Here is a 15,317-nt window from a genome sequence, read left to right as displayed (position 1 = left end):
CTCCTCTTTCTAGCTATTGACCAAATGGGCGTAAAAGCCACCCTGTGCAAGCAAATCAGCATGCTTTCCTTCTTCGACAATCTTGCCCTGATCCAAGACAACTACCTTCTCTGTCCGCTCAGCAATAGTCAAGCGGTGAGCAATGAAAATCAAGGTCTTGTCCAAAGCCATGAGATTATCGACAATCCGCTTCTCTGTCAAAATATCCAAACTGCTAGTCGCCTCATCCAAAATCAAGACCGGCGCATCTGTCAAGAGAGCACGCGCCAAAGCGATTCTCTGACGTTGACCACCTGAAATCCCTGCCCCATCCGAAGTCAATTCTGTCTGGTAATTCAGTGGCATGCGCTCGATATCCTCTCGAATCTCTGCCAATTCGACCGCCCGTAAGATATCTTCCTGTGTCGTCCCCTCCTTGGCTCCCAAAAGAAGATTGTCCAAAATCGTTCCGTTAAAGACATAGGGCTGTTGAGGCAGATAGTTGATGTACTGGCGCAGGGCTTTTTTATCAATCTGATTGAGATTGACACCACCCAGACTAATCTCCCCTTGACTTGGGTCGTAAAAATTAACCATCATCTTGGCCAAAGTCGTCTTACCTGACCCTGAAATCCCCACAAAAGCCACCTTAGACCCTTGGGGAACGGTTAAATTGATATCCGACAAGACGTCTCGACCATAGCCATACTTGTAATGAACCTGCTTGAAGGTCATATCTCCCTTCATCAAGCTCAAATCCTCAACTGTTTTCTTCTCCTCAAACTCAGAAGCTACTAGATACACTTCATTTAGACGGTTATTGGCAACCTGCGCTGTCTGAAGCTTGGTTTGCAGATTGATGATATTTTCCAAAGGATTGGTAAAGTAAACCAGCAAGGTATTATAGGTAATCAACTGCCCCAAACTCATCTTGCCATCCATGACCAGAACAGCCCCCATCCAGAGAATGCCGACATTAAGCAAGAGATGGGCAACCTTTTTCAGAGCCTTTTGCTGACTCTCTGCTCGACTATAGGTAAAGGATTTCTTCAGATAATCCACAAATTCCTTGTCAATTTTTTGGTAACGCTGACTTTCACTGGTCAAGGACTTGATAGTCTCAATACCGTTGATGTCCTCAATGATAGAAGAAGACAGAACCGCATTGGCTTCCATGGTATCCCGATTCATCTTTTCAAACGGCTTCATAAAGGCAAAGATAATCACTGTGTAGATAGGAAGCGCCAATAAAGTCATGAAAAAGAGATTGGTATTTTGTGAAAATAGAACAAGGGAAATAATGACAACCGTTGACACATCTAGGAAAATCGAAAGGATGGTCGAAGCCAGCGCATCGATGATACTGTTAGCATCTGTAAAACGAGACACGATCTCCCCTGTCCTGCGTGTCGCAAAGAAGGACATAGGGAGGTGAAAAACATGCTTGATATAGGACAAAATCACGTCAATCGACAAGCGTTGCCCCAAAACAAGCAAGAGATACTCCTGAGCGTAAGACAAGATTTGCTGGAGGATGTAGACGATGACTAGCCCAATAGAAATAATCCCTAGTGTCGAACGCATCTGATCTGGCACATAGGTATCAATGATAGACTGCAGATAATAAGAACCCACAATGTTAATCACGGTTACCAAGAGTGTTGCCAAAACGATATTGGCAATCAAGCCACGCTGCTTCACTAATATAGGGATAAAAGAGAGCAGACCATTTTTTTGTTCCTTATGAGGCTTATAGTCTGGACTAGGTGCCATAAAAAGAGTCACTCCTGTCCATTCTTCCTCAAAACGCTCACGTGGCAGTTTAGTCAACTTCACCCCGGGATCTGGATCGGCAATATGAATGCTATCCTTATCCTGCCCAGTCACCACATAGTAGTGGAGCAATTTCCCTTCCTTAAGCACATGGGCAACAAAAGGAAAAGTCAAATCCGGCAAGTCAAAAAGAGTCATATCCGCCTTAATGGCTCGCGTCTCAAAACCAATCTCCTCTGCCACCTTGACCAAGCCCAAAGCCGTCGTCCCATCCATGGTCGTCTTAGCCAATTCTCGCAAGTGAGCCAAAAAATAATAACTACCATAGTAGCCAAAAACCATGGCTAATGAAGCTACACCGCAGTCCATCTGATCCACTTGCGGACGATAGTGACGTTTCCCAAATTTCATATTCATCTCCTTTTCCCTAATACTCAATGAAAATCAAAGAGCAAACTAGGAAACTAGCCGTAGGCTGCTCAAAACACTGTTTTGAGGTTGTAGATAGGACTGACGAAGTCAGTCACATATATACGGCAAGGCGACGTTGACGTGGTTTGAATTTGATTTTCGAAGAGTATAAACTCATCTGATAACAACTATCTTACCCCAATCACTAAACAAAAACTGGACTTCCTTCCCAAATGCGCCTATCTCCCTCCCAACTGCACTTTTTGGATAAAAAAATAGGCAGAACAAACGTTCTACCTAGAAAATATAAGAATTACAAGTTAACAAAACCGAAATGATTTCATATCATTATTAAGTAAAGAAAAAAATTTTAGTATTTCTAAAAACTATTTATAATAGACATTATAGCATTAAATAAAAATGGTACAGAAAACACTACTGTCAATCTTAAATTTTTAAATCTCGCATAATTTGTTATCCCAATTAGTAATACTGTCAATACGCTGAAATAGGCAAACTTTATATCCGATGGATTAAATAAATAACAAAGTAAAATGCTAAAACTTAAGGTTATATTTTTAGATAAAAGAATATCTCCAAAGTTCCTCTTATTCTTATCAAAAAATAATGTAATCAGAAAGAGAGAAAATCCATATTCAATAAGAGTTGCTATAAATGTGAAAACAACAGAAATCACTGTCAATATTGTTTCTATTTTAATTGTAAAAAGATTAGATAGTTCAGATAATTTATCAATTTGTTCATCTAAAATTCCCGACTTCATCAGTAAATCAATAAACAAATATAAAAGAAAAAGATAAATAATCAGATTCATTAATTTGTATAAACTATTATTTGTTTGAAATTTCATAAACCCGTCCTTCCTCTATTAAAATCCTTTGAGATTTGCTAATCAATTCTTGATTCAATAAATTATGAGATACATATATAATAGTAGAGCTTTCTTTCATGGAAATTAAGCGTTTAGCAATCATATCAATACTTCTTGCATCCACTGTTGATAAAGTCTCATCAATAAAAATATAATCCCAATTTTTAGCAAAAATTAAGGATAAGCCTAATTTGAATTTTGTTCCAGTAGATGCTGTCATATAGTTATCTCCGATTTTATTATCAAAAAAAGTATTAATTTGTTCTTTATCCTCAAATGATAGATGGATTTGAAAAGAATCACACAACAACTGCAAATTTTCTTCTATAGTAAATGGAACAACCCCAAGCTGATTGGTATCAAGGTATAGTACATCTTTGGAGACACAATTCTTTAAACCACTATCAAAAGTCTCTAGCCCAGCTAAAAGTTGTAGAAGGGTGCTCTTTCCTGAACCATTCTCTCCTTCAACTCTGTAAATTCCCTTATCAATCTCTAGTGATATATTTTTCAATATACATTTATCATAACTTTTAGATTCATTTTCAATTTTCATAATTTAATTCCCTCTATCAACGCTGCTAAAATTAATAAAAGATAAGAAATGATATACCATTTTAAATTACTTTTTATATAAATAAGTATATTTTTAATTCCCCTATCCTTCAATAATCGGTATAAAAGATACTGACTCATACCTTGATACCAAATAAAATTCGGTATTTCAATAAGAGCATGAGGTAATATTCCTTTTATTGTAGCTACTATTCCAATCATCTGACCAGATATACCCAATTGTATTCCTAAAGATAGCAAATCAAAAAGTTGCAATAAGGGCGAAATCGGAAAACAGAATAGATATAGCAAAAAATTTGTAGAATTTGCCTGTAAAACTGTCAATGTAAATTGTAATTCCAGTTTCGGAGGTATAGTAGCAAAAGTCTCATTTTTTAATATAAAGCTTAAAAGTAAACCTAGTAAAAAACAGACTATACAAAATAACACATAGTAAATCAGAAAACCACTTTTTCTCATCTAATGCCCCCTACTAAAATTACAAATATTATCAGAAAACAATATAAAACCAGAAAACTCCATCTCAATAAACTAACTGTACCTTTAATTAAAAATAGAGCTTTCTTATAATAGACATAGGCTATAAAATAATTGAATGGAATCAATAACAAATTCAACAAAATACTTTTTATATCATTACTATAACTTGTCACCGGAATCAAACATAACAACAATGAAAATTGTAAGAAAGAGATTAAATGCGTCAACATCATTAGTTGTGCATTCTTAAAAAAGAAATTCATTTTAGAATGATTAAGAGCAGATAATTGAAGTAAAGCTAGATCTACCCCAATTGAGGATTTATGATTCCCTATTATTGCCTCCATTAATGTAATATATATTGAGGTATAAAGAAATAATATTGGTATTTTTGTGTCATCAATTGATAACATCGTCATCATATACCAAAATAGATAGGAAAGAAGAATACTAATCAAAATAAAAGAAAAAGTTAACCCTTTATTTAACCAACAAAAACGAAGCAATATAAATAGACTGCTACGAAATCTTTTTTGACTCATTCGACTGCTTTTAAAATAGAAATTACTCGCATGATTATCTAATATCCCCATGACTAAAATAAAATAATTGAGTAGTATGACATAAATTACAACTTGTCCTTGTTCTATAGACAATAGTCCTATAGATAAAAATAAGAACAATTTACTTATAATTGAAAACAAACTAGGTAGAATTAAAGAAATAATTTGAATAGCTATCAAACAAAGAGTAATGGATAAATAAAAATATCCAATAATATCTAGAAAATACAAAATAAATAAATAAATGAATGATTGTAAAATTTGGAAAGAATAATATTTCTTGACAATGGCAAGAAGATAGAGAAAAATATAGTTTTTCCTTATATAGAAAGTATTTATTTTTTTACTTTGGATAGGCAGTTTCATATTATAACGATTCAAAGTAGCGTAATCTACTACCAAAAAAAGTAAAAATAATTTCCCTTGAAAAGGAAGATAGCTTTTAAAATAGATTGACAAACTTATGATAACAAAAAACAAAAGGGTTATCCCAATAAAATTAAGATAACCTAAAATACTTTCACATTCTTTTTTAGAAAGTATTTTCATCTAGTTCTACCATAGAGCTGCTTTAGCAGCACCTTTCTTTTTCAATATATAAAGAACTGTTGCTGCAATACCCGAACCAATAGAATCTACTCCTGTGATTGCACCTACAATTGAAATTACTGCTGTAACTGTACTATAAGCACTAATCAAATTGACTACAGTAGCAGCAGCTTTTGTCGAAATTCCTAATGTCCCAGCCAACATAGGAAAAGAAACAACACCTAAGCTTAACCAACTAATGACTGCTAACATTGCTGAAACAATAAGAAATTTATTATGAAATTCCATTCTTTTAGATTTCATTTTAGTGTACTCCTTTTGTATATTATGTATGTTTTATTGAGAGTTAATTCGCACATGTTGTATTCCTAACTCTCTTCAAATGTTCGTCTATATTTTATACTACTTTTATTAACATATCTATAATAAATAAATTACTACTACATTTTCCTAGACTATCAAATTACTTTTATATCACTAAGACTCAATAAAAGATAATGTCTATTTAACTTTTATACGATTACTACCTCCTTTTTAGTTTACACTTCCTACATCATAAATAAACATACTCAACCCTCACAATCTCCAAATAACTCTTCTATATCATTGAAAATTGAGTTTCATCCTCTATACTAATGTAGGAAACCTATTAAAACATTCCTTTAATCCAATATAGGAATACCTTATGCCATTAATCTCTACCTGATATTATAGATAGAACCAGACTCCTATACTTAAAAGGACAAACAACGTTCCAACCATAATAAACTTCCTTTCTTTTTGGAATCGTTTTCTTTATGAGTTTAGTATAACAAAAACATGAAAAAAACAACATGACTTAGAAGTCAGGTTGTTGGGAAATCTATTTGTTTTTCTGCTAAAATTTTCTGAACTAATACCTGATCATCTAGCAATTCTGCTAGAGAAATCGCCTTTTCATAGAAACTTTCTGCCTCTGCCACATTCTTATCTACAAATAAAGCATATTTCGCCTTTAACAAAAATAGATGAGGTCGGTAAAAAACATGTCTTGTTTTAGCAATAATTTTCTCAAATGTTTGAATATATATCAGACTATCTTCTGTCTGAATTTGGATAAATAGGCTCAGAAGAACTTTTTCCATTTGAACTAGGCTAGCCTTATCTTCATATTCTGAACATAGCAATACTTTTTGAGCTAACTCCTCAAAATGTTCTTTATCTTCTAATCCCATAGCACAACAAAAGAAATACAATTCAATAATCAACAAATCATTTACAGAAAAATATTTCTTTTTTAATAACTGCTGGAAATATTCTTCCACTAACCCTAAACCGTAGGTCACATCTGAACTACCATAAATATCAAAACGAGCTTGTGTCACATCCACAATTAACTGCTCTTCCTCAGGCAAATTCTCATAATAGTTTTCATATATTTCCTCAAGTATAGCTTCTTTTCGTTCGATTCTTCCCTTATCAGCGTAGGTTTGAGAATGAATCAGCTCATCTTTGAGTTTTAGGAATCCTTTTGGAATCTCTATAACCTTAACATCCACAATATTCTGTAATGATACTCCAAGTTTATCCGCAATCAATAATAATTTAGGAAGTGTTGCTAAAGCTTGCCCATTTTCAATACGTGCTAGCTGACGAATCGTCAACTCTGATTCATCACCACAAATATCTATCTGAGTTTTTCCACAAGATCGCCTAATAGTTTTGATTTTATAACCAATTTCACGTTTCAACTCATCCATAGTAATACTCCTTAAGTTGATTACAAAGATTTCTTTTTCTTCCTAATTCTTTTGTCAATCATATATAAAACGATAAGCGAAAACAGCGGTAGAACAATATAACTCTTTTCACTCATTATCAGCTGAAATCCCAGGGTTGCTAGTATCTTAAAGATGAAAATATTCATCAAAAATAGAAAAACAAATACTAAAAAATATTTTAAAACCTTCTTCATTTCTTTTCTTCAACTTTCCTAATTTCTACACCTATTTTATCGAAAATATATATAAAACTCCAAATAAACACTTCGACTGCACTTTTTTTGGCAAAAAATAGACAGAACAAACATCCTACCTACTAAAAATATGATATGAAAGGAAAATGATTTTTTACTGACACCCTAGGCAAGCTTGGGACAAATAAATCATTGATAGCAACATTTACGACATCCTATTTAAAGTTCCTTCAATTTCTAATGTCCCCGCTATTTCTAAGCCACCTCTGGTATGATCTATTCCTAGTCAGAATAGATAACACCGTTCTAAATTACGATTCATAGTTACTCCTTTTTTGACTCGTTACTATAAGACACCTATTCCCTATAGAGCGTCTACTACCTCAAATTTATACATTCTTTTTTTCTTTACTTCTATATAAAAGAAGGAAGACCATCATAAATAATGCAATCGTTGGTATATTGAAACTATCAAACCAAGTAAGTAAAGATACTTTATTCATGTCAGCTACTAATCTGATGATGATATAAGACATTGAACTAAGTAATACCATAATTTCAGGCCAAACTTTCAGTATTGATTTAATAAATTTCATATTAAACTCCAATGTGATGCATTCCTAGATTCTAGCCTAGCCATTTTAGCGCAGACTAACAAGTCATTCTTAACTGTTTACTCTACTCGCTTTTTATTGACCTTATATCCTAGATAAAAGAGCCCAAATAAAACGGGGTAAATTTCTGGATAAAATAAGGTATTGATCGGATTTTTTAACATCAAATACGTTGCGATGTAGATTATGAGCGATACGGTAAAATATCCCTCAGCGAATCCTAATAAAAATGTTTTCATAAGAAACTCCTAATTACCTGACAAGAATGGCGGAAAAACGCTACCATTCATATACACAAAATCCTTTTGATTCATGTTCTTCATTTATAGTTTTGATTATTTTTTGACAAATCTTTGCGAAAAATACCAAAATATCCTGCGAAAAGCAAACCAACTAAAGTCCATTGCCAATTAAAGGATACTAACGAACCTGTACGAATCACATGAAGCGCGACATTAAGAATTATTCCCAACAAAGGACATATCGTGGCTAGTTTAGGTAACAATGTATTGAGATTAAGGTTGCGATTATTCATTATCTAACGCCCACGACGAGCCAAATCTGAACCAAATTTGTAACCAGCATTAAAAATTTGTACAGCAGCATTCAGTACTCCTGCAATCCCAACTGCTTCCGCAAGACCAAAACCACCTTTTGTTCCCACTAATTCATCGTCAGATAATTGATAAATTGTTCTAAGTTCATATTCGTCATTACTCCTTTGTATTATATTTTATTGCTATGTAAATGATTAAAATGAGTATTGGATAAGTAAATACTTCTGAAATATCCATAAAATTTATACTATACTGTCCAGATAATATTTTATAATCAATTAAAATTTGAACGATAGTAAAAATAATACGTAGCGATAACAATACCCCTAATAATATCACTTCTTTTTTTAAAAACATAGAAATGCCTCTCTGACTACAATCAGATTATGGTCTATTCGCATAATACCCCAAAGCTGCTCCTCCAGCAAAAAGCGCTGCTGCTCCACCTGCTACTGCTGCACCTATCTTCCAGATAGACACTCCGGCGATTACAAGAGGCAATGCTCCCCCATCCACATCCATCAACTCTTCTTCTGTAAGAGCTACAAAGTTCTGTTCCATTTTGTCAAAATTTGTCATCTTTTTTCTCCTCTTGTTCTATTTTTTCTAAATCTTATCTTCTAAAAAATGGGGTTCCAATAAATATACCGCGTAACAATAGACCTGTAATTAGACCCCGTTGATAACTTTCCTTGCTACCACCCACCAGCAAAGCTAAGTCGCTCTCCTTTAATACTTCAATAGTATACTTATCATTCATTTCATTCATCTCTTATCCTCCTAAAAACCAAAACCTCTACGAAATCCAAGGTACCAATCTGCAAGGGTCTTCGCCCAACTTTCTCCACCTTGAATATCGGTCAATTCTTCCGAAGTTAGCTCAACAAATCCATAGTAATGTTCTTTCATTATTTTATTCCTTTCTTTTTCCTCTCACTTATTTATTCGAAAAAAATTTCGAAAACGTACAACTAAATTAAATTTTATTTAAAAAATAATTTAATGAACCACGGATACAAGATTGGTAGATACATGAACTAGGCTCCTTTCTTTTTCCTCTTACTTATCTATTCGAAAAAAATTTCGAAAATGTACAACTAAATTAAATTTTATTTGAAAAATAATTTAATATACCATGAATAGAAAATCGGTAGATACATGAAGCAAACTCCTTTTCTTTTCCTCTTACTTATCTATTCGAAAAACAATTCAAAAATGTACAACTAAATTAAATTTATTTAAAAAATAACTCAGTGAACCATGGGTAGAACACTGATATAAACATGAACTAGGCTCCTTCCTTTTTCCTCTTACTTATCTATTCGAAAAGGAAGTCAAAAAAATAAGAATATCAGAAAATTTTCCGACATTCTTATTGATAAATTTGTAAGTCTATTAAAACTATTCTACCTTGTAAAAAAATCCCTCGGTACTACCATTGATAAGTTGGTGTCCAAACCATAAGCGGTCTTGTGTAATATCAGACGAGTCAGTATAGCCATTATCTGAAGAAGAGGTGACAGACATGGTTATAGGGATTCCTGCTGGTAAAAAGGCAATAGCTGCACCAGCACCTCCATCTTTAGAAACAGAACTTGCCTTGAGATAGTGGTCAATTTCCTTAGCATGTTCAATTGAAATCTTGGAATGATCACTTACTAAACCATTTTTGTCAAAGGTGAATTCAATACCTGTACGATTCCTCCAAGTGCCTGCGACACTAGAAAAATCTCCATTTTGAATTGCAGTAATATCCATCCCTTTACTTTCTGACGGAAGGCTTGTTTCTCCATTTATAAGACTTGTGACAGATTTCCAAAAGAAAGATCTTATGTCAAGGGAAGGTGGTTTTGTCCCCAGTCCCTCTTCTGTATCTGATTCAATGACTAGTTCTAACCGTGTTCCATCCTGATTCAACTTGTATAGTTTAAGTTGGATTTGATTAGTAGATACTCGGGTAGATAATTGAAAATAACCATTTTCTAAAGGATTAAAATGTACTCGCTCTCCAATAAAGTCCAGATTGTTTTCTGCATTGGTCAGTCGAATAACTTCACCATTTTTAAGAGTTCGAATATCTAATAAATCGTAATAGTTAGAATCCATTTTTAGGGCAATCAAAAGTTCGTCCGTACCGTCTTGGTCTAAATCATACAAGCTATACTGTAATCCAGAATATTCTTTAGGATAAGTGTTTTTTAAGTTTGCTTTTGAATTGATCTCTGTATGTGAAGTTGACGAACCATCTAATACTTTGGCATATTCTTTAAGAACAGGATTATATAGGGTGTAATCAGGTTTCTTCTCTTCCGATGTAGAAGAAGTTGAACTAGTACTTGAAGCAATTGCTTCAGAACTTGTTGCAGAAGTGTTTTCACTCTGATGTTGGCAAGCCGTTAAAATAGAGATAGCTAATATACTAATACTGAATAGAAATAATTTTTTCATATGTTTAATCTTACAATTTGAAATTGTTTTTATACCCACTCACCGTTGTAATTGACACGATAACCGTCAGGTGTAGTTGTATTGATTGCGAGTGCACCAGAGCTATAGGCATAGTACCATTTGCCAGATACTTTCATCCAGCCTGTTTTCATAGCTCCTGAATCTTGAAGGTAGTACCAGCTACCGTTATCTTTGAGCCAACCAGTCTTCATTGCGCCTGAGCCGTCGAGGTAGTACCAACTACCGTCTTTTACCCAACCTGTTTGCATCCAACCAGAGTTATCAAAACGATACCAAACACCATTGATTTTTTCCCAGTCATTAGTTGTATAAGTGCCATCTTCGTGTTTATACCACCAGCGACCATTCGAATACATCCAAGTAGATTTAGACTGATGGGTCGTCATGGTTGTATCCGTGTTAGAATAGTTTCCAGATGACGAACTTGTAGAAGTTGACGAGCTAGATGAATTCGAACCTGATTGAGTAGTCGTGTTAATATTTGAATTTCTCGAAGGATTTCCGATAGTCACCTCTTTTCTAACTTTAAAGACACGTTTTCTTGTATCAGTTAAGTGATCATAAGGTGAACCAGCTTCCCCAGACATCTCCAAGATATATGTTCCAGCAGGAAACTGTTTTGAAACAAAAATATCACCTTTAAATTTATTGCTATAAATTAAGGGGAGTAGAAATTGGTCACTAACGTCTTTAGTTAAACCACTAAAAATTACCGCATTATGACTTTGATATACAACTTTTCCACTATCCTTATCAATTAAAGTAATATTTCCTTTGGCGGCTTTATCTCCCCCGTGTTGTAGTGGCTCTGAAATTTTTCCTTCGAAGCTAAGTCCAAAATAATCAATTTCAACCTTTGTAATTGTTGCTTCTATTTGTTTTTCAGTACTCGTATTCGAGATAGTATTTGCTTGATTATTTGATAAGACTTCTAGTTTGGTTACATAAGTGTAAAAAGGACCACCTTTTCCCAGATTTTCTCTGACATCAGCAGTTAACTTATAGCGAGTACCATTTAGCTCAAACTTCATGGTATAGATACCATAGTCTGTTGCTTTAAAGACAATTGTTTTACCGTTGAATGTGGCGATACCATTGGATTCAAAACTTGCAAATTGCTTAGAAAATTCTTGTCTATAAGCTTTGTCTACATAATCAACCGTTATAAATTCACTATTACCTTTAGAAAATGCTCCGAGTTGTGCTTTTCTTTTTTCTACAAGCGTCACATCTGTTGCGACTAAATCTGTATCACGATAACCAATAGCAGGGACTTCAACATAAGCATTGGCTGCTGGAGACCATACTTTGACCATTGGAATGTCTGCAGCATTGACACTTGAAATTGTAGCTCCTGTTGCTACAAGTGATAAAACTGCTGTAGTCGTTAAAACGATTTTTTTCATAATTTTTGTATTCCTTTTCTTTTTATCTATTTTTTATAATCTTATCCTATACCCATTCTCCATTGTAATTGACGCGATAGCCGTCTGGTGTAGTCGTATTGATTGCTAGGGCACCAGAGCTATAGGCATAGTACCATTTCCCAGATACCTTCATCCAGCCTGTTTTCATAGCACCTGAGCTATCAAGATAATACCAACTACCGTTATCCTTGAACCAACCAGTCTTCATAGCACCTGAACCGTCGAGATAGTACCACGTGCCGTTGTCTTTTATCCAGCCAGTTTGCATCCAACCTGAACTATCGAAGTGATACCAGATATTATCTAATTTTGCCCACTGATTGTAAGGGTAAGACCCATCAAGTTGCATAAACCACCAACGAGAACCAGATTGTCGCCAAAAACCCATACCCCTACCAATATCTTGCATTTGAAAAAAGAAACCTGGTTTATTAGTCCCGTTAGACTTACCTTGTTTTGTTTTCTTACTGGTATGAGTTCCGATTGCCTTCAAGTCTTTGTCAAAAAGATTCGCCTTAGTCGCAAATGTTTGAATCTGAGAAGAATTTGCTTCTGTATATTGAATGGCCTTTCCATAACCACCAGCTAATTCTTCAGAGCCACCAGATGATGTTCCGAAACTTTGTGCAACGGTAATCCATCCATTTTGAGTGACAGGGTTTTCAAAGGCTGCCAAACCCATATAGGTCAATTCTGAATTGATTAAGGATTCGTAGTGTCCAGTTTGACCAGATACACTTGCCCCACTACGAGATTTGACGTAATCTGCTTTTTCGTCATACCATTGATTAATAGCTGTCATAAATCCATCATAGTTCCAAGCTAAGTTTTCGGCTAGTGAAAAATTCCCTGAAGGCCAGGCACTCCAAATATCTTTATTAGATAAACGTTTATGATGCCTAGTTACAGAAGCTTCTGCTGCCCGAACGAAGGCTGTTTTTTCTAGTGCAGTTGACCATTTGATCGGAACATAGCTAGTAACTAGACCTTCGTCTGTTGTTTCTTTTCGAATGGCATTGATACGGTCTAAGATAGCCTGTTTATCTGGCGTTAAGAAAGTCCCTTCAATCCCAACTAGAGTAGTACCAGAAGAAGTACTAGTGACCTCAGAGTTTAAGATATTGTAGGATTGACCTTTGATTGCTTGAGTGGAAACCAGCCTATCATTAGCAACTACTGATTGTGATGTAACAATTCCTACCCCAAGAAGTGATAGAGCTGAAATCGTTGCAAGTGTGAACTTTTTAGCTTTGGTGTCCATTTCGTGTCCCCCTATTTTTATTTATTGTAAAATAATCAGTTTGTCCTAAAATCTAGACTTTTTTGGACAAACTTGATAAAATGGAAGTGTAATAATAATTGGTCAAAATGCTGGATTTTAGAACCTTTTTTCTAACGAAAACGCTTCTAAAATAGACTGTATTTTCTGTCCAAAAAATCCTAGGTTTTTTGACAAGAACTATGAATTTTTTATCCAATTGTGAAAGGTGCTTTTTGATACTCCTAAGATGTCTGCACCTTCTCGTAAGATTATTTCTTTTTTCTTATATTGAGCTATCACATCAGGGAGATTATTCGGAACAACCAATTTTGGTCTGCCGAATTTCTTCCCTTTTTTCTGTGCTTCCCGTATTCCTTCCATTTGTCTTTGTTTGATTTGTTCTCTTTCAAACTGTGCCACATAAGATAGGACTTGTAAAACGATATCGGAGATTAGTTTTCCTGTGATATTATCATTGCTATTCTTTGTATTTAATAAGGGGAAATCTAAAACAGTTATATTTACTTTCTTTTTCTTAGTAATTGCTTGCCATTGTTCTAAAATTTCATCATAGTTTCTTCCCAACCTATCAATTGATTTAATAACCAATTCATCATTTTCTTTCAAGGTAGTTAATAATTTTTGATATTCCATTCTGTCAAAATCTTTTCCTGAAACGTAATCAATAAAAATATTCTCTTTTGATAATTTGTTTTCTACCAATGCTGAAAATTGCCTATCAATATTTTGTTCTCTTGTAGATACTCGAACATAACCGTAACGCATAAAAACTCTCCTTTTACACTTATTGTAAAATATAAAAAAGGGCAAAATGCCCTCAAGGAGTAGTGTATTCAATTTCTAGCAATTATATATTAGTTCAAACTGGTTCATCAAGCCTTAAAAGTATGTAAAAAATCACAAACTAAGACCTCCTTCATTCCTTTTCTTCAACTTTCCTAATTTCTATACCTATTTTTTATCAAAAATACATGTAAAACTCCAAATGATGCAAATAGACACTTCAACTGCACTTTTTAGCAAAAAATAGGCAGAACAAACGTCCTACCTACTAAAAATATGCTATTTTGAAAGGAAATTGATTTTTTACTGACACCCTAGGCAAGCTTGGGACAAATAAATCATTGATAGCAACATTTACGACATCCTATTTAAAGTTACTTCAATTTCTAATGTCCCCGCTATTTATAAGCCACCTCTGGTATGATCTATTCATAGTCAGAATAGATAACACCGTTCTAAATTACGATTCATAGTTACTCCTTTTTTGATTCGCTACTGCAAGATTCCTATTTACCTGATAAGAGGAGAGATGGTCCTCTTTACATGTGCAAGATAATTTTGAATCAGATTCATCATTTATCGTTTTGATTATTTTTTGACAAATTTTTCTGTTTTCTTCTCCGAAGACTTTAAAAATTTTTTTCTAATTAGATCATCCATATAGGGACCAAATATACCAACTACTAAACCAATAATAAAACTTTTAAAATCCATAATTACCACCAACATGTCGCTGCATAGGCCACACCTCCAAATATAGCTCCTCCCGCAGCACCAGTTGCTGCACCTTGCCATGTTCCTGTTTTAATTCCTAGCTGAAGACCTCGTGCTGCTCCTCCTCCAACACCTGCTTTGGCAAAATCTCCCCAATTGCATCCGCCACCTTCAAGGCAAGCAAGTATCTCAGTATCCATAATTTCAAATTGTGACATCGTTTTTGTATTCATAACGAATGCCTCCTTTTTTATTTTAATGCTTGTCTTGTTGCAAACTTGACAAGTTTGGTAT

The 15,317-nt window shown here is 34.3% G+C and carries 21 protein-coding genes; all 21 read right to left on the bottom strand.

The annotated features are described in order from the left end of the window. Positions 1 to 9: 9 nt before the first annotated feature. Positions 10 to 2,163: a peptide cleavage/export ABC transporter ComA gene (comA, locus tag HT729_RS03740; protein WP_172931686.1), complete on the bottom strand. Its 2,154-nt coding sequence runs from the start codon at positions 2,161 to 2,163 to the stop codon at positions 10 to 12. Positions 2,164 to 2,542: 379 nt separating this feature from the next. Then, complete coding sequence (locus tag HT729_RS03735) at positions 2,543 to 3,034, bottom strand: hypothetical protein (RefSeq protein WP_000671990.1); 492 nt, start codon at positions 3,032 to 3,034, stop codon at positions 2,543 to 2,545. Next, positions 3,015 to 3,611: an ATP-binding cassette domain-containing protein gene (locus HT729_RS03730; protein WP_000687787.1), complete on the bottom strand. Its 597-nt coding sequence runs from the start codon at positions 3,609 to 3,611 to the stop codon at positions 3,015 to 3,017. The genes HT729_RS03735 and HT729_RS03730 overlap by 20 nt, the downstream gene beginning before the upstream one ends. After that, positions 3,608 to 4,090, bottom strand: coding sequence for a stage II sporulation protein M (locus HT729_RS03725; protein ID WP_001232094.1), 483 nt, complete (start codon positions 4,088 to 4,090; stop codon positions 3,608 to 3,610). The genes HT729_RS03730 and HT729_RS03725 overlap by 4 nt, the downstream gene beginning before the upstream one ends. Next, positions 4,087 to 5,223, bottom strand: a complete 1,137-nt coding sequence (locus HT729_RS03720) for a hypothetical protein (protein ID WP_000698828.1) — start codon at positions 5,221 to 5,223, stop codon at positions 4,087 to 4,089. Before HT729_RS03720 ends, HT729_RS03725 begins: the two co-directional genes overlap by 4 nt. Positions 5,224 to 5,229: 6 nt before the next feature. Next, complete coding sequence (locus tag HT729_RS03715) at positions 5,230 to 5,526, bottom strand: uberolysin/carnocyclin family circular bacteriocin (protein WP_172931685.1); 297 nt, start codon at positions 5,524 to 5,526, stop codon at positions 5,230 to 5,232. A gap of 542 nt (positions 5,527 to 6,068) precedes the next feature. Next, the gene (locus HT729_RS03710) at positions 6,069 to 6,962 is read right to left on the bottom strand and encodes an XRE family transcriptional regulator (RefSeq protein WP_050226725.1); all 894 of its coding nucleotides are present in this window, start codon (positions 6,960 to 6,962) and stop codon (positions 6,069 to 6,071) included. A gap of 20 nt (positions 6,963 to 6,982) precedes the next feature. Beyond that, complete coding sequence (locus HT729_RS11970; protein ID WP_000756776.1) at positions 6,983 to 7,177, bottom strand: hypothetical protein; 195 nt, start codon at positions 7,175 to 7,177, stop codon at positions 6,983 to 6,985. A 389-nt stretch (positions 7,178 to 7,566) separates the two neighbouring features. Continuing rightward, complete coding sequence (locus HT729_RS03705; RefSeq protein ID WP_000668751.1) at positions 7,567 to 7,773, bottom strand: hypothetical protein; 207 nt, start codon at positions 7,771 to 7,773, stop codon at positions 7,567 to 7,569. Positions 7,774 to 7,850: 77 nt separating this feature from the next. Then, complete coding sequence (locus tag HT729_RS11965; protein WP_050219186.1) at positions 7,851 to 8,030, bottom strand: hypothetical protein; 180 nt, start codon at positions 8,028 to 8,030, stop codon at positions 7,851 to 7,853. A gap of 80 nt (positions 8,031 to 8,110) precedes the next feature. Beyond that, positions 8,111 to 8,326 carry a bacteriocin immunity protein gene (locus HT729_RS11960; protein WP_226373098.1) on the bottom strand — a complete coding sequence of 72 codons (216 nt, stop codon included), beginning with the start codon at positions 8,324 to 8,326 and terminating at the stop codon, positions 8,111 to 8,113. 3 nt (positions 8,327 to 8,329) lie between these two features. Continuing rightward, positions 8,330 to 8,455, bottom strand: coding sequence for a bacteriocin (locus tag HT729_RS03700; RefSeq protein ID WP_172931684.1), 126 nt, complete (start codon positions 8,453 to 8,455; stop codon positions 8,330 to 8,332). A gap of 277 nt (positions 8,456 to 8,732) precedes the next feature. Next, a complete protein-coding gene (locus HT729_RS03690; RefSeq protein WP_000180815.1) occupies positions 8,733 to 8,927 on the bottom strand; it encodes a class IIb bacteriocin, lactobin A/cerein 7B family in 195 nt (64 codons plus the stop codon). 34 nt (positions 8,928 to 8,961) lie between these two features. Next, positions 8,962 to 9,117, bottom strand: a complete 156-nt coding sequence (locus tag HT729_RS03685) for a hypothetical protein (RefSeq protein ID WP_001004584.1) — start codon at positions 9,115 to 9,117, stop codon at positions 8,962 to 8,964. 11 nt (positions 9,118 to 9,128) lie between these two features. Further along, complete coding sequence (locus tag HT729_RS03680) at positions 9,129 to 9,257, bottom strand: smi_0059.1 family bacteriocin-like peptide (RefSeq protein ID WP_050261355.1); 129 nt, start codon at positions 9,255 to 9,257, stop codon at positions 9,129 to 9,131. Between the two features lie 492 nt (positions 9,258 to 9,749). Further along, positions 9,750 to 10,796 (bottom strand): DUF6287 domain-containing protein, encoded by a 1,047-nt coding sequence (locus HT729_RS03675; RefSeq protein WP_000732624.1) that lies wholly within the window; start codon positions 10,794 to 10,796, stop codon positions 9,750 to 9,752. Between the two features lie 29 nt (positions 10,797 to 10,825). Then, entirely contained in the window at positions 10,826 to 12,223 is a 1,398-nt protein-coding gene (locus HT729_RS03670) for an N-acetylmuramoyl-L-alanine amidase family protein (RefSeq protein ID WP_172926309.1), read from the bottom strand. Between the two features lie 46 nt (positions 12,224 to 12,269). Further along, positions 12,270 to 13,505 carry a CAP domain-containing protein gene (locus HT729_RS12365; RefSeq protein WP_172931683.1) on the bottom strand — a complete coding sequence of 412 codons (1,236 nt, stop codon included), beginning with the start codon at positions 13,503 to 13,505 and terminating at the stop codon, positions 12,270 to 12,272. Between the two features lie 198 nt (positions 13,506 to 13,703). After that, the gene (locus HT729_RS03660) at positions 13,704 to 14,291 is read right to left on the bottom strand and encodes a recombinase family protein (RefSeq protein ID WP_023932901.1); all 588 of its coding nucleotides are present in this window, start codon (positions 14,289 to 14,291) and stop codon (positions 13,704 to 13,706) included. A gap of 606 nt (positions 14,292 to 14,897) precedes the next feature. Continuing rightward, positions 14,898 to 15,023 carry a PncF family bacteriocin immunity protein gene (locus HT729_RS12565; protein WP_007284823.1) on the bottom strand — a complete coding sequence of 42 codons (126 nt, stop codon included), beginning with the start codon at positions 15,021 to 15,023 and terminating at the stop codon, positions 14,898 to 14,900. Between the two features lie 2 nt (positions 15,024 to 15,025). After that, positions 15,026 to 15,256, bottom strand: a complete 231-nt coding sequence (gene blpU, locus HT729_RS03655) for a bacteriocin-like peptide BlpU (RefSeq protein WP_001093485.1) — start codon at positions 15,254 to 15,256, stop codon at positions 15,026 to 15,028. Positions 15,257 to 15,317 lie beyond the last annotated feature (61 nt).

This window comes from Streptococcus sp. 79 (genome assembly GCF_013277425.1).
GTDB classification, from domain to species: domain Bacteria; phylum Bacillota; class Bacilli; order Lactobacillales; family Streptococcaceae; genus Streptococcus; species Streptococcus pseudopneumoniae.
This window is presented reverse-complemented; position numbering and strand designations above follow the sequence as displayed.

What these genes read in the sequence shown, in the direction of transcription:
- comA (WP_172931686.1), bottom strand. Translation starts at nt 2,163, where the DNA reads ATGAAATTTGGGAAACGTCACTATCGTCCGCAAGTGGATCAGATGGAC.
- HT729_RS03735 (WP_000671990.1), bottom strand. Translation starts at nt 3,034, where the DNA reads ATGAAATTTCAAACAAATAATAGTTTATACAAATTAATGAATCTGATT.
- HT729_RS03730 (WP_000687787.1), bottom strand. Translation starts at nt 3,611, where the DNA reads ATGAAAATTGAAAATGAATCTAAAAGTTATGATAAATGTATATTGAAA.
- HT729_RS03725 (WP_001232094.1), bottom strand. Translation starts at nt 4,090, where the DNA reads ATGAGAAAAAGTGGTTTTCTGATTTACTATGTGTTATTTTGTATAGTC.
- HT729_RS03720 (WP_000698828.1), bottom strand. Translation starts at nt 5,223, where the DNA reads ATGAAAATACTTTCTAAAAAAGAATGTGAAAGTATTTTAGGTTATCTT.
- HT729_RS03715 (WP_172931685.1), bottom strand. Translation starts at nt 5,526, where the DNA reads ATGAAATCTAAAAGAATGGAATTTCATAATAAATTTCTTATTGTTTCA.
- HT729_RS03710 (WP_050226725.1), bottom strand. Translation starts at nt 6,962, where the DNA reads ATGGATGAGTTGAAACGTGAAATTGGTTATAAAATCAAAACTATTAGG.
- HT729_RS11970 (WP_000756776.1), bottom strand. Translation starts at nt 7,177, where the DNA reads ATGAAGAAGGTTTTAAAATATTTTTTAGTATTTGTTTTTCTATTTTTG.
- HT729_RS03705 (WP_000668751.1), bottom strand. Translation starts at nt 7,773, where the DNA reads ATGAAATTTATTAAATCAATACTGAAAGTTTGGCCTGAAATTATGGTA.
- HT729_RS11965 (WP_050219186.1), bottom strand. Translation starts at nt 8,030, where the DNA reads ATGAAAACATTTTTATTAGGATTCGCTGAGGGATATTTTACCGTATCG.
- HT729_RS11960 (WP_226373098.1), bottom strand. Translation starts at nt 8,326, where the DNA reads ATGAATAATCGCAACCTTAATCTCAATACATTGTTACCTAAACTAGCC.
- HT729_RS03690 (WP_000180815.1), bottom strand. Translation starts at nt 8,927, where the DNA reads ATGACAAATTTTGACAAAATGGAACAGAACTTTGTAGCTCTTACAGAA.
- HT729_RS03685 (WP_001004584.1), bottom strand. Translation starts at nt 9,117, where the DNA reads ATGAATGAAATGAATGATAAGTATACTATTGAAGTATTAAAGGAGAGC.
- HT729_RS03680 (WP_050261355.1), bottom strand. Translation starts at nt 9,257, where the DNA reads ATGAAAGAACATTACTATGGATTTGTTGAGCTAACTTCGGAAGAATTG.
- HT729_RS03675 (WP_000732624.1), bottom strand. Translation starts at nt 10,796, where the DNA reads ATGAAAAAATTATTTCTATTCAGTATTAGTATATTAGCTATCTCTATT.
- HT729_RS03670 (WP_172926309.1), bottom strand. Translation starts at nt 12,223, where the DNA reads ATGAAAAAAATCGTTTTAACGACTACAGCAGTTTTATCACTTGTAGCA.
- HT729_RS12365 (WP_172931683.1), bottom strand. Translation starts at nt 13,505, where the DNA reads ATGGACACCAAAGCTAAAAAGTTCACACTTGCAACGATTTCAGCTCTA.
- HT729_RS03660 (WP_023932901.1), bottom strand. Translation starts at nt 14,291, where the DNA reads ATGCGTTACGGTTATGTTCGAGTATCTACAAGAGAACAAAATATTGAT.
- HT729_RS12565 (WP_007284823.1), bottom strand. Translation starts at nt 15,023, where the DNA reads ATGGATTTTAAAAGTTTTATTATTGGTTTAGTAGTTGGTATATTTGGT.
- blpU (WP_001093485.1), bottom strand. Translation starts at nt 15,256, where the DNA reads ATGAATACAAAAACGATGTCACAATTTGAAATTATGGATACTGAGATA.